Annotated in this window: 17 protein-coding genes; 15 read left to right on the top strand and 2 right to left on the bottom strand. The window is 52.8% G+C overall.

Annotated elements, in window-relative coordinates:
* Window positions 1-218: 218 nt before the first annotated feature.
* Window positions 219-716, bottom strand: a complete 498-nt coding sequence (locus Q8P05_04710; protein MDP2666767.1) for a class I SAM-dependent methyltransferase — start codon at window positions 714-716, stop codon at window positions 219-221.
* Window positions 717-924: 208 nt separating this feature from the next.
* Between Q8P05_04710 and Q8P05_04705 the strand changes: the two genes are divergently transcribed.
* The gene (locus Q8P05_04705; GenBank protein ID MDP2666766.1) at window positions 925-2,829 is read left to right on the top strand and encodes a hypothetical protein; all 1,905 of its coding nucleotides are present in this window, start codon (window positions 925-927) and stop codon (window positions 2,827-2,829) included.
* A gap of 164 nt (window positions 2,830-2,993) precedes the next feature.
* Complete coding sequence (locus Q8P05_04700; protein MDP2666765.1) at window positions 2,994-5,195, top strand: hypothetical protein; 2,202 nt, start codon at window positions 2,994-2,996, stop codon at window positions 5,193-5,195.
* A 71-nt stretch (window positions 5,196-5,266) separates the two neighbouring features.
* Here the strand turns inward: Q8P05_04700 and Q8P05_04695 are convergent, their stop codons facing one another.
* Window positions 5,267-5,812 (bottom strand): hypothetical protein, encoded by a 546-nt coding sequence (locus Q8P05_04695; GenBank protein MDP2666764.1) that lies wholly within the window; start codon window positions 5,810-5,812, stop codon window positions 5,267-5,269.
* Between the two features lie 213 nt (window positions 5,813-6,025).
* On the opposite strand from Q8P05_04695, the gene Q8P05_04690 reads away from it, so the two are divergent.
* Genes Q8P05_04690 through rplX form a run of 13 tightly spaced genes read left to right on the top strand, consistent with a single transcriptional unit; the run spans window position 6,026 to window position 13,015 of the window.
* The gene (locus tag Q8P05_04690) at window positions 6,026-7,063 is read left to right on the top strand and encodes a 50S ribosomal protein L3 (GenBank protein ID MDP2666763.1); all 1,038 of its coding nucleotides are present in this window, start codon (window positions 6,026-6,028) and stop codon (window positions 7,061-7,063) included.
* Window positions 7,063-7,872, top strand: coding sequence for a 50S ribosomal protein L4 (gene rpl4p / locus Q8P05_04685; protein MDP2666762.1), 810 nt, complete (start codon window positions 7,063-7,065; stop codon window positions 7,870-7,872). The genes Q8P05_04690 and rpl4p overlap by 1 nt, the downstream gene beginning before the upstream one ends.
* A 1-nt stretch (window position 7,873) precedes the next feature.
* Window positions 7,874-8,266 (top strand): 50S ribosomal protein L23, encoded by a 393-nt coding sequence (locus Q8P05_04680; GenBank protein ID MDP2666761.1) that lies wholly within the window; start codon window positions 7,874-7,876, stop codon window positions 8,264-8,266.
* Between the two features lies 1 nt (window position 8,267).
* A complete protein-coding gene (locus tag Q8P05_04675; GenBank protein ID MDP2666760.1) occupies window positions 8,268-8,993 on the top strand; it encodes a 50S ribosomal protein L2 in 726 nt (241 codons plus the stop codon).
* Window positions 8,994-9,009: 16 nt separating this feature from the next.
* Complete coding sequence (locus Q8P05_04670; GenBank protein ID MDP2666759.1) at window positions 9,010-9,408, top strand: 30S ribosomal protein S19; 399 nt, start codon at window positions 9,010-9,012, stop codon at window positions 9,406-9,408.
* A 10-nt stretch (window positions 9,409-9,418) separates the two neighbouring features.
* Entirely contained in the window at window positions 9,419-9,895 is a 477-nt protein-coding gene (locus Q8P05_04665) for a 50S ribosomal protein L22 (GenBank protein ID MDP2666758.1), read from the top strand.
* Window positions 9,892-10,923 carry a 30S ribosomal protein S3 gene (locus Q8P05_04660; GenBank protein ID MDP2666757.1) on the top strand — a complete coding sequence of 344 codons (1,032 nt, stop codon included), beginning with the start codon at window positions 9,892-9,894 and terminating at the stop codon, window positions 10,921-10,923. The genes Q8P05_04665 and Q8P05_04660 overlap by 4 nt, the downstream gene beginning before the upstream one ends.
* Window positions 10,920-11,150, top strand: coding sequence for a 50S ribosomal protein L29 (gene rpmC, locus Q8P05_04655; protein ID MDP2666756.1), 231 nt, complete (start codon window positions 10,920-10,922; stop codon window positions 11,148-11,150). The genes Q8P05_04660 and rpmC overlap by 4 nt, the downstream gene beginning before the upstream one ends.
* A 2-nt stretch (window positions 11,151-11,152) precedes the next feature.
* The gene (gene yciH / locus Q8P05_04650; GenBank protein MDP2666755.1) at window positions 11,153-11,452 is read left to right on the top strand and encodes a stress response translation initiation inhibitor YciH; all 300 of its coding nucleotides are present in this window, start codon (window positions 11,153-11,155) and stop codon (window positions 11,450-11,452) included.
* Window positions 11,445-11,741, top strand: coding sequence for a ribonuclease P protein subunit (locus Q8P05_04645; GenBank protein ID MDP2666754.1), 297 nt, complete (start codon window positions 11,445-11,447; stop codon window positions 11,739-11,741). Before yciH ends, Q8P05_04645 begins: the two co-directional genes overlap by 8 nt.
* The gene (gene rpsQ, locus Q8P05_04640; protein ID MDP2666753.1) at window positions 11,741-12,124 is read left to right on the top strand and encodes a 30S ribosomal protein S17; all 384 of its coding nucleotides are present in this window, start codon (window positions 11,741-11,743) and stop codon (window positions 12,122-12,124) included. Before Q8P05_04645 ends, rpsQ begins: the two co-directional genes overlap by 1 nt.
* Window positions 12,121-12,519 carry a 50S ribosomal protein L14 gene (locus Q8P05_04635; protein MDP2666752.1) on the top strand — a complete coding sequence of 133 codons (399 nt, stop codon included), beginning with the start codon at window positions 12,121-12,123 and terminating at the stop codon, window positions 12,517-12,519. Before rpsQ ends, Q8P05_04635 begins: the two co-directional genes overlap by 4 nt.
* Before the next feature lie 10 nt (window positions 12,520-12,529).
* On the top strand, window positions 12,530-13,015 hold the full coding sequence (gene rplX, locus Q8P05_04630) for a 50S ribosomal protein L24 (protein MDP2666751.1): 486 nt from the start codon (window positions 12,530-12,532) through the stop codon (window positions 13,013-13,015).
* Window positions 13,016-13,019: the final 4 nt, after the last annotated feature.

Here is a 13,019-nt window from a genome sequence, read left to right as displayed (position 1 = left end):
AACCCGCGTTGAACCAGCTATCAAAATTGTGGAACGCGAATGTCGAACCATGAAGGGAAAAACGCCGAAATCCCATAAATGCAAAATTGGAGGCGGTGTTCCGCGGGTATATCGCACCATACGTATCCGCGATTCCTAAGAAGCGTGTCGTTTCAGGAAGCGTGGAAAATGGGTATACTTTCAGATCCTTGCGAAAGATTATGAAGCAATGATTCGCTTCAATTTCGAACGAGGCGTGAATCCTTCTTGTCAAACAACACGAGAGCGATGGGCTCAAACCCGGGAAAACGTATTTCTTTGCAGATGATCCACTTATTCAAGTGAAAAATGCGTTTTAATGTTTCTTTTGTGTACGGTCGAATATGATCGGGCTGATCCCAGAATTGCTTGCCCGGTAAGGGAGCTACAAGACACACGTATTGTTTTGATACACGCAGCATTTCCAAAGAAAATTTTTCCGGGGTGGGAATGTGTTCAATGGTGTGCGCACTGTACACCAAATCAAACTGTCCGTCCGCGAAAACATTATTCAAAAAGTCCATCTTTTTGATTTCGGGTCGCGTGGGCTCCAGGTCGATCGCCGTGACTTTAGCTCCCCGTCTGGAGAAATATTTAATCATCTTACCATTTTCCGATCCCACATCTAATACGGTCCGCACGTTCAACTTTTTGAACAAGGGATCATAAAAAAACCAGTCGATGAATTTTTGGCGCATGAGACCACTTACTCCAATAGGCGGTGCCCTTTTTTAATAGACTGATTTTTCCCGCAAGAGAAATTCTTTTGATCGACAGCTCCTCCGTTCATGAATGCGGCTGAACCCGATCCTACCGAGATTGCATTGGGAGTCGTGGGGATCCCGCTGGGGATTTTTGGTTGGCGCATGAGCGTTCTTTTTTATAGTCGGAAAAGTCTGGGTAGCTATGCCCGTTTCAGAGGATGTGGATGAGATCGACGAATTCCTCAAGCAACGTCGGGAAAAGATTTCCCACGGAGAACTCGTTCCCAAATTACCGCAACCCGGATTGGGACAGCGCGTTGCCCAAGCGATATTCGGAAAACCAAAACCCAGACGACAACCCTTGATTACCTCCCAACCCACGCGCGCCAGCTCCAACGCCCAAGGTCAAATGCGCCAGCAGTTAGCCACCATGATGCAGGGGAGTGCCCATGGAACGATAACTCCTGCGCGCCCATTCGCCAACAAGAACATGTCCATTTCCCCCCGTCTCTCATCGACCCAAAAAAATTTATCACCGGGAAATGCGCCACTCTATTCTCCCATTCGGACGCAGGGACCATCTCTCCTCCCTGCTTCTCCATTGCCGACTATACCTGCACAGCCGCCCACCCCCCTCCAACGCGCCATCGCATCGAATCCAAAGCCATTAAACACGCCACCCAAAAAACCATTCACATTCGCCCAAATGCTCCCCTTCATGCGACCCAAACAGGAAATGGCCCCACGAGGAACCGTCAGCCCAACCCGAGCCATCCTTCCTGGACAAAAAAAGGATTTCCCCCTTTCTTCTACTCCCTCATCCTCTGTGCCGATCATCCCCGAACGTGCACCGATGCCTCCGAGCACCGAAAAAGATATCGTGTTGCAACCGACGAGGGTTGGGATTCCCACCCCCACCCCCACGACCCCTCCTTCTTTTACATCACCCTTTCCCCCACCCTCAGCCCCGGCGTCTCCACATTTGAAACCACCATCAACCAACCAGGTGGTTACCCCATCCAAGGATATTCGTTCACTTCCTGGGAAAGACGCCGCACCCCCATCTTTTGCTCCACCTTGGAAAAAGGATGCGCGGGGGACGACGACCAATAATACGTCCAAGTGGGAAGGATTCGGATCGGCGGAACCCATCATCGCCCCGCAGGGGAATCCCACTCCCTATGAAATGCAAGAAGAGGGAAAAAAGTACGCTGACATCCCCTCCCTCCAAGTCGAAATACCGCGTCCCCGTGAAGAAAAAATATCGGTTTCCCCTGAAAAAAGGACGGACCCCATGGCCCCACCCCCTTTGAAAGAGGCACACCTTCCGACGCAGGAAACGTTTCCCCCATCGGGGAGGAGGGTGGAAAACACCCCATCCACGCGAAACGAAGGGAATTCGCCAGTCCCTCAAACAGTGACACCCAACATGGAAACAGGTCAAGCAAAACCAACATCCTATTTGCAACACATCGATGCCCAACGCCAAGAAGAGGCGCCCACGATAGCCCCCAATCCTCCTGTCCCGGAAACAGCTCCATTGCCATACAAATCCGAAATGGATAGCTCCCAAGAAAAATTCCCAATTCAACCCAAGGGGCTTCGAGATCCGTCTCATACTCCTCTCGAATCAGCCCCGCGTGGCCCCCGCCCCTATGTTCCTCCCTGGTCGGTCCCCCGAGAAAGGTTAAACACCCCCGAAATTACCCCTCCTCCCGCGCGCCCGAATAAGGAATCCGGAGAAGTGGCGATACCTCCCCTGGCCCCCAAAGGAATGGATGACGAACCACGACCCATTTCTTCCGCGCCTCCCGAAACCAAATCTCCACTCTCTCCTCTTCAACCAAAGGAAACCCAAATCCCTTCCCAAGCGGACGAAGAGGATCAGGAAAATCTCACCCCCGCGGACTGGGCATATCTTGAACAGAAAGAGAAGGAACACGAGCAGGAGGAGAAGGAGCAGGCTTCAATAGATGCCCTGAATCAAACCCTCACTCGACAGGAAAAACAAGTGGCCCAAGCCGTGCCGGAGGAACCAGTCGACGACCCCAAAAAAGAAATATTACGTCGATTGAAGAAAATGATTGAGGAAGAGCACGGCCCATAGCTGGTCGTTTTTGATTGACCTTTTTTTCTTAGAAATAGTCGTTTTTGGATTGATTTTTTCTTTAAAATAGTCGTTTTTTGATCGAACTTTTTCCTAAAAAGTTCGAGTAACTGATTCACGGGTTAAAGTAATGATATTTAAAGGTGGGGCTTCTCATTGGGTATATGCGCCGTTTCCTAGGCATATTGGGAGTTTGTTTGTTCTTGCTGGCCACCCCGGCCTTTGCCGCCACCTGCAATGACATCACCGTCACTCCTGATTCGGTTGTTTTATCCGAAAGCAGGATTAATCGTGTGCTGACCCTTCGGATTGAGAATGAGGGGAATGATTCCTTTGATTTGGATGATGTCCGGGTGGAAGAGGATGATTCGCGAATTGATATCACGGTAGATTCGTTTCCCGACGAGATCCAGGAAAATGGGAGTGGGAACCTGGTCCTACGATACACTACTCAAGATGTGAATGGAGACCAAACCACCTCATTCAACGTTTCCCTGCGGGGGGCATTCGACAATACCCCTTCTTGTTCATTGGCTGACCTCACTTTCACCATCGATGTCACTATCCAGGATTCGGCGGACGTATGCAAAGCCATTTCATTCGAGACCACGGATGTTTCGGTGGCCGAGGATGTCACAATCATCCACACGGTTTTCCTGCGCAACGATTCCTCTGAGGATTTCACCCTGCAAGGATTCAATGTCTTTGATGATTCTCCCGAGTTCAGCACGCGATTGAACCCCGGATTCAATGATGCGGATTTTATAAAAAGCATCCCGCGGCATACTCGCCAACCCGTGCGCATTGAAATCCGCACGCAACGGGTAAGCGAGGATGTCGTGGATCATGTATTCCTGGAAACCCGAGGGGCTTTTTCAAATGGCCAGGACTGTTCATTCGGGGACATCGACGGGGCATTCGAGGTGACAGTGGAAAACACATTCACCAATGTCTTCGCCTGCACCGAACTGCGTGTGCTACCCGCCCATTTCGACGTGCGCGCAGGAGAAAACAATACCCATTCCCTATTCTTGCAGAACAACTCCGATCAAACCTTCCATGTGGACCACTTCCAGATACAGGATGTCAATTACCAACTTGACTATTCCCTGTTGGCCACTCCCCAAACCATTCGCTCAACTAAGACTGGGGAATTCTCCCTGCAATCCACCGGATTCAGGAATGATGTGTCATTCGACGGGAGTGCGTTCATCACCATCCAAGGACATTTCACCGATACCACGGCGTGCGCCATTCCCAACATGCGCATCCCATTCACTTTCCATGGGACACAAGGGGAACAATGCGCCGACTTCAAGATCATTCTCGATGGGGGATTAGTGAAGGAAGGGCAAACCATCCCCATCGAACTGATAAACCCTCTCACTCAAACGGCTCGCGTCGCGCTAACCCTGGAAGACGGAATCATCATCCCATCTGTCATCGCTGTACCCCCCCTTTCCCACGTCATTCACGCGGTACGCGTCGAGACCAATTCCCAAGTGAATACTCTTCATCTTCAACCCCTCATCGAAGGATGCGCTTTGGAGGGGGAAGATCGCCCATTGTTCTTCTCGAGCGTCACGCAAGCTCCCATCCAATTGAATAACCCCCCATCCGAAATTGTCATCGGAAACGCATCCACATTCGCCATTCCTCTGATGAACACGAGCTTCTATTCCCACGATGCCACTCTCACACTAACCGTGAAACCTACCGGCCAGACATTCGAAAAAATCGTTCGCGTGGGGGGATTTGATGAACCTATTATCCTTCTTCCGGTGTCCCTTTTGCAGAATGGGAGCCAACTCATTCTGCAGGTGGCGAGCGAGGGGTACATCGTGACGCACATGTATAACATCGTATTCGAGGAAAAGGTGCGCATCACCCCGGAAGTGGTGGAGGAACCCGTGACGCGCAACGCGTACACGGTGGATGTGCTCATCCAAAATACGACCAATCAGTCTCATGAAGGGAATATCCTGATCACGGTTCCCACTGGTTGGAAAATAGAAGGGGAAACCCCCATTGCATTGGCTCCCATGGAAACCAAACGGGTGACCTATACCATTTCGCCCGACGCCTGGTTGATGCAACCGCGGAATATCCCTATCCAATTCGTGGGATTCGCCACCCAATCCGCGCCGCACACCCTCATCCTGAAGCCCAGCACCAACTCCGTGGCGCAAGCCACTGCATTCGTGAGCGGCGCCAGGGGTTTTTGGTTGGGAATATTAGTGCTCCTCATCCTTGCGGGAGCCTGGTTCTGGATCCGCTCCCGGTTTTTTCCCGCACAAGCCTGGGCCCCCCGCGTCACCGAAGAGGAATGGCCCGATGAAGTATGGGTGGCGCCGCGGAAGAAGTAAACGCGGGTTTCGTGTGGATCATTCCATTGTCCCTTTTGGGGGACTCGGGAAAAAATAATGAAATAGCCGGGCTATTTAGCGCGCCCGTTCTTTTTCATCCATGCGAGCATTTCTTTTTTTCGGGCGTCCGGCAAGCGTTCCCATTGCTCGGCCATCGCTCGTTCCGCCAAAAACCGGCCGGCTTCGGGACTCCGGAAAATAGACATGTCTGCCAATCGTTTCCTAATTTCTTGGTTCCATTTCAATGTTGCGCGGGCATCTGAGTTTCCCAAACCCGTCAGTTTGTAGGGCGAGCGCTTTCCGCGTGGGCGGGATTTGTTCAATTTTTTTTGTGCACCTTTTCTAACTATTTTCGTCCCTTTTTCAATTGCGATTGCCTTTCCTGTTTCATAGATTGCGATCTTTTCGATCCATTGTTTAAAGTCAGCCATTGATCGGCCGACGGCAACTTCAGCTGGCCTTTTTCGGCTCCTTGATGTAGCTCCTCCGATGCGCATCAACTCTTCGGATGGGATATCGGTCGGGCGTCTTCCTCTATTTTCATCCAATATTTCACCCAAGATTCGTCTATGTCTCATCTTTTGAACGAACCGTTTGAACGCATTTCGGGTAGGCATGCCCTCCCCAGGAGGGGGGACGCTATTTATTTGTTTGGCCCACGCCTGGAGAGATACGGAATGGGTCCTTGGCCATCACCTATATAAATGATTGCCAAGGGGAATTGGGTATCGGGGAAGGTACACTGCCCCCTCCCAAAAGGGGGTAAATACCGCCTGCAAAGGCTGTTTTTAGGGTGTATTTTCCGCGTCCAATCCATAGAGAGATATCCCATGGTCCGAGCCCGGCACAACCCAAGGAAGGGGAGCATCGCCTACCGCCCCCGCGTCCGTGCACGCAAACAAACGCCGAGCTTCCGCTCCTTTCCAATAGGAGAAGGGCCCACTAAGCCACTCAACTTTTTCGGCTACAAAGCGGGGATGGTCCATGTCCTCGCGCAGAGCCAGCATCCCAAAGGAAGACGACAGAACATGGACATTCAGATTCCCACCACGGTGATCGAATGCCCTCCCCTACAGGTGTGGGGGGTCCGTGCCTACACCAAGAATGCGTATGGCCTCCATGCGCACGGCGAACTAACGGTTGATAAGCTGGAAAAGGGGGCGCAGAAACGCATCCCCTCATTCAAGAAAAAATATCCGCACAAACGGAACACAGAAAAAAAAACGGTTTCTAGAGAAAAACTCACTTTTGAACAATTGGACACCCAAAAGGAGGCCCTCCACTGCCTCCGACTACTCGTGCACACCCACCCCGAAAAAGTGGGATTCGGAAAGAAGAAGGCCGAGATCGCCGAGGTAGCCCTATCCGGAACGGTGGAGGAACAACTGGCCTACGCCAAGGAAAAGATGGGGAAAACCATCGCCGTCAGCGAAATATTCGAGGCGAATGAGGACGTGGATGTCCGAGCGGTGACCCGCGGATTCGGATTCGGAGGGGTGGTAGCTCGGTTTGGGGTTAAAACATTCCGACCAAAAGCCAAATACATCCGGGCGGTGGGAAGCATTTCCCCGCTCCGACCAAAAACAGTCATGTTCACCGTGGCCCGACCGGGACAATTGGGGTATCATAACCGCACCGAATTCAACAAACGCATCCTCACAATATCAGACGATGCCAAAAAAATAAACCCCAAGTCAGGATTCATGCATTATGGGGTTATCCAGAATGAATACATGCTCCTCGCGGGAAGCGTTCCCGGACCCGTGAAACGGTTGATCGGACTGCGCACGTGTGTTCGGCCCCAACCCCGGAATGATTATCGGATAGGGAACATCACGATTACCTCCTCTACTGCGGGGGCCGTGTGATGCCCGCGCTCTATTCCAACAAGGGAGAGAAGGCTAAGGACCTGGAACTCCCAGCCGTTTTTCACACCCCCTACTGGCCGCACCTCATCAAGCGCGCCGTTCTGGCGGTGGAATCCTCGCGGTTACAACCCATGGGAAAGAAACCGGGTTCGGGACGAAACAATACCGCGGAATACATTGGGGTGCGGGGAAAACCCACGATGTACCGCACGATCAATGTGGGCCGCGCCCGCCTGCCCCGCATGCGCAACCGGCGAGGCATCCTCTATGGAAAGGTGGCCTCCGTACCACAAGCCCGTGGGGGACCCATGGCCCACCCTCCTAAAGTGGAGGCCAAGCGGGAAGAATACATCAACGCCAAGGAACGAAAGAAAGCCATTGCGAGCGCCATCGCGGCATCGGTGAATAGGGATATGGTCAAGCGCCGCGGCCACCGGTTTGATGAAAACATTTTTCCCCTCCTCGTGGACCATTCATTTGAAGCATTGACCAAAACCAAGGATGTGAGGGAGGCGTTACAAGCCCTTCATGTGCTGGAGGATGTCACCCATGCCAAGAAACAGAGGAAAAACCGCGCAGGCAAGATGAAAAACCGGGGAAAACCCTACAAGCAGAAGAAATCCATCCTCATTGTTGTGGAAGGCCAACCCAAAATCGCCCGCGCCGCCCGCAATCTAGCGGGAGTGGACGTGGTGTCGATGCGCACGCTCAACGCCGCGCATTTGGCCCCTGGAACCCATGCGGGAAGACTAACCATCTGGACTGAAAGCGCCCTCGCGGGTTTGATGACCAAGCAAGGAGGGGCTTGACATGGTCGACCGCGCCGCTGTCCTGGACGCCAAACAGGAAGAAAAGATGAAGGCCCACGCCCAGGAAGCCAAGAAGGCGCCACCCGAGGCCAAGGCCAAGGTTCCCACCCCCGCGAAAGGATTCGCTTTCGAACTGGAAGATTTTGGTTATTTGAAATACCCCCTCATGACGGAAAAAGCCATTACGCTCATCGAAAAAGAGAACAAAATTTCCTTTGTTGCCCACCAAAAAGCCACGCGTACTGACGTGAAGAAGCTCATTGAAAAAGTATATGGGGTGCGGGTGGAAAAAGTGAATGTGGTTAATGACATGAAGGGTCGGAAAAAAGTTACCGTGAAACTCGACAAAAAAAACAAGGCCGAAGAACTCGCGGCCAAGCTGGGGGTCATCTGATATGGGGAAGCGCCTCATTCACCAGCGCCGCGGGAAAGGCGGCACCACCTTTCGCGCCAGCTTCCATGGGGTTGCGGGGGTGCGGTATGTTCCTTACACTGACGACCAGCGCACCGGAAAGGTAGTGGGACAAGTTATGGATCTCGTGGACGATCCCACTAAAACTGCGGTGCTGGGAGAAATACTATTACCCGGTCGCATTCAAACTTATATCATTGCCCCTGAAGGGCTGATGCAGGGACAGCGAATCGAATACGGGAAAGACGCGGGAGTGGAAATAGGCAACATCCTCCCCCTCCGCTTCGTTCCGGAAGGGGCCCCTATCTGCAATGTGGAGATACGCCCTGGCGATGGGGGAAAACTGGTGAGGGGGTCGGGGGGGTATGCCGTCGTTGTGACGAAGGAAGCCAAACACGTGCTCGTGAAACTCCCCAGTGGGAAAACCATCCACGTGCATCCGGATGCCCGAGCGACCATTGGCATGGTGTCCTGCGCCACCCGAACCGAAAAACCATTTATGAAAGCGGGGAAGAAACACCATGAGCGTAAGGCCAAGCGAAAGCGACACGCCATCGTCCGCGGAGTCGCCATGAATCCAAATGCCCATCCCTTCGGGGGAAGCCAGCACCACCCGGGGAAGTCCAAGTCGACGGCTCGCGGAGCGCCGGCCGGACGAAAAGTGGGGGCCATTGCATCCAGACGGACGGGACGGAGAAAGAAGAACTGAAGGTGAACGCACACTTATGGCCAAAGAGATACTATACCGAGGAAAAACCGTTGAAGAGATGCAGGCGATGCCCATCGACGAATTTGCCAAAATCGTGCCATCCCGTGCGCGACGCTCAATTACCCGGGGAATGGACCAACTGTTCGTCAAAAAAATAATGAAAGCACGGGAATTGACCCTGCAAGGGAAACCCCCCATCAAACCATTGCGGACGCACCAAAGACAATTTGTCATCCTCCCCCAGATGGTAGGGTTGAAGTTTGCCGTGCACAAGGGAAATGCATTCGACATCGTCGAGATCCAACCCGAGATGGTGGGCCATCGCCTCGGGGAATATGTCCTGACACGCAAACGAATCACCCATGGAAAGGCAGGGTTGGGTTCCACGAAATCCAGCTCGGCGGTATCGAAGTGAGGAAGAAACAATGACCAAACGCACCTACAACTATGCTGGAACCTACGACCCCACCCGCATGGCCCGGGCCTATTCCACGAACGTTCCCATCAGCATGAAATACAGCCTCGAGATCAGCCGAACCATCAAGGGGAGAATGATCGGGAATGCCCTGCAGCTCTTGGACCGGGTGGCGGAACAGCAGACCCCCTTGCCTCTACATATCTACCACAAAAAAGTCCCCCACCGGAAAGGGAATGCCATGGAGGGGACGAAAGGGGGGCGGTATCCGGTGAGGGCCAGTATGGCCTGGCTGAAACTCTTAGGGAGCGTCCGGCATAATGCGGACGTGAAGGGATTGGATCGCGACAAGTTGAAAATCATCCATGCTACGGCGTGCATCGGGTTCCGGAGGCAGTCCAGCCAATCCCAAGGACGGATTTCAGGAAAGAACCGAAAGGAAAAAAGCACGCATATTGAAATCGTGGTGGCCGAGGTGAAGGCATGATCGAAAAGACATTCGTCAAACAGGGACTGAAGAAGGTGCAACTCCACCAGTACCTCAAGAGCGAGCTCGGCCGCGCCGGGTTCACGGGTTTTGAGATGGTGAAAACACCCTTGGTAACTCGCATCATCGTAAATGTCTCGCGACCGGGATTAGCAATAGGAAAAGGGGGACAGAACATCCGCTCCCTCACCGATGCCATCCAGAAGAATTATGGAGTAGACAACCCCCAGCTTGAAATACGGGAAATCGCCAACCCCGATCTGGACGCCAAGAGTGTGGCGGATCGCGTGAAGAACTCCATCGAACGCGGATTCACCTGGAGAAGTGTTGCTTTCCGCACCCTCTCGGATATTGAACGCGCGGGCGCCGAGGGAGTGGAAATCGTTTTATCCGGAAAGCTGGCTGGGAAAGGAGGACGGAAACGACAAGTACGATTTGCCAAGGGCTACATGAAAAAAGTGGGCGAACAACGCTTCCGTGTGGACGAAGCCAAAGTCACCATGTATCCCAAGGTTGGTGCCATCGGACTGACGGTTCGCATCATCGCCCCTGGAACCTATTTTCCTGACAAAGTGGACATTCGTCCGCTCCTTGCCGCGCGGAAAACCCTTGCCGCCGCCCCCGAAGGAACATCTGTGGAAACCCCTCCACAAGGGGAAGACACGCCTACCCCGGAAACCACCTCTCCCACTCCTGAAAATGAATCCGTTCCGATAAAAGGAGTGGCGGAATCACAGGCCCTTCCATCACCAAACCCCAAGGTGGAAACCAAAGCCCGCAAGCCCCGAAAGAAGAAAGACAATTCCCCATCTCAACCCCCAACCGAGGAAACGGGAGAAAAAGAGTCCGTGACGAACCAAAATATTTCCATCATAAGTGAACCACCCCCCTCTGAAGAGAAAACGACCCCTGCTATTGCGGACGTTGATGTGAGCACCCCAACTCCTGAAACTACGGAACCCCCTATTCCACCCAAGACCATCGAGGAAACTCATACGCCGGAAGAGAAAAAGGAGGATGCGGCATGAATAAGCGCCTCAATGACCTCCGCGCCATGGGGAAGGATGAGGCGGCTCTCAAATTGAAGGAGCTGCGCAACGCCCTCGCCAAGGAACAGGCGGTTAAGTCAACCAACACGCGCCCGGAGAACCCCGGGAAAGCCCGCACCATCCGGGTGCAGATTGCGCGAATACTAACCATCCAGAAGGAGAAGGGGATGAAAACCCCGTCTTCGGGGAACGAGGTGAAGACCTGAGCATGGAAAGCATATGTGCCACGTGCGGATTGCCCAAAAACATCTGTGTCTGCGGACAAATCGCCAAGGAAAGCCAAAAAATAACCATCCGTCTGGAACAACGCCGGTTCCGGAAATACATTACTATTGTGGAAGGTTTGGAACCCGAGGTCGCCAAGGAAATGGTGAAAGTGCTCAAAAGCAAACTCGCGTGCGGGGGAACATTGGACAAGACCCGCATCGAATTGCAGGGGAACCATAGGAAAGAAGTGAAAAAGGTATTGCTAGCAGAAGGATTCAAGGAGAGTTCAATATATGATTAAAGGGAAAAAATACATCATCACCCCGGAACGCCTTCCGGTCCACGAACTCATTGGAATAAACGTTCATGTGGTCACCAGCCGCGACCCGAATAAAGGGAAGATAGAAGGGAAAATCGTGGACGAAACCCAACGCACGTTCACTGTGGAAACGGAGAAAGGGATCAAAATGGTTCCCAAGAATGAAAGCATATTTGCCTTCAACCTGGGAGATGAACAGGTGATACTGGAAGGGAAAAACCTATTGTATTCCCCGGTGGGACGATTGAAAGCACTATGGGGGAACCGCTGATGCCTAAGAAAAAGAGTCCCCTGCGAACCGGCAAGGCCGCCAATCTGCGTGTCCGCGGAAGCGAATTCGTAGGGCGCGTGATCGCGGCTAAGACCCCCCAAACCGTTACCATATTGAGGGAATCCGTGGCCTACAGCCGGAAGTTTGAACGGTACAAGAAGGTCAAATCCAAGATCCACGCCCACAATCCAGAATGGATCAACGCCAAGGAGAATGATATCGTTCGCATAGGTGAAACGCGGAAGATCAGCAAGACCAAGAATTTCCTGGTCACCGAGATTATAGGTCACACGCGCGGGGAAATCATCCATGAGGATATGACGGAAGGGATGCACGTGCGCGCTAAGCAAATGGAAAAGGAAAAGCCGGAGGAAAAAGAATGAAAGCCCTGAGCGCCTCCATCACCAAAGGATTAACCAAGAAATCCCGATGCATCTGCACCGACAACTCGGGAGCGAAAGAGGTGGAGATCATATCGGTGTTCCGCCACACTGCCCGTAAACGTATGCAGCCATCGGCAGGATTAGGGGATTTAGTTAATGTAGTGGTGAAAACGGGTAAACCCCAGATTCGCAGCAAGGTTGAACGCGCGGTGATCGTGCGGACAAAAAAAGAATGCCGCCGCCCGGATGGCACGCGGATCAAGTTTGAAGATAATGCCGTTGTTCTCGTAGACGACAAAGGGTTGCCCAAAGCCTCCGAGATCAAGGGGGTTGTGGCCAAGGAAGTGGGGGAACGCTACCCCAAAATAGCTGGAATCTCAGCAGGAATCGTGTAGGTGAAGCAACATGGCATCGATCAACCCCCGCAAACAACGCCTAATCTGGTATGAGGCCGACCAACGCACGCACCACCGTATGATGGCCGCCCCCCTCTCCAAGGAACTGAGGCAGAAGCATAAGACGCGCGCCCTCCCCCTTCGAGTGGGCGACACGGTGAAGGTGGCGCGCGGGGACTACAAAGGAAAAACAGGGAATGTGACGCAGGTTGACTCCAAAAGGAACAAGGTGTTTTTGCAGGGATTCACTCACAAGAAGACCGATGGGAAAGAGGCCTTCGTTGGATTCAAACCTAGTAATCTCCTTGTTACCGGGATGGATGGGAAGGATAAACGTCGCCTCTCCCATGCCAAGCGAGGAAAAGCCCCAGCGACGGAAACCAAAGGGAAAGGAATTTCTTCCATAAACAAGAAGGAAAAACCCTCCGTTCCAAATAAGGATGAGAGCAGGACGATGATACCGAATCCCCTGATCACGGAAGGAAAAAGGGAGTGAAGAA

The organism is Candidatus Diapherotrites archaeon (genome assembly GCA_030688545.1).
GTDB lineage: Archaea > Iainarchaeota > Iainarchaeia > Iainarchaeales > VGJJ01 > VGJJ01.
The sequence above is the reverse complement of the archived record's forward strand: the minus strand, read 5'-3'. Positions and strand labels throughout refer to the sequence as shown.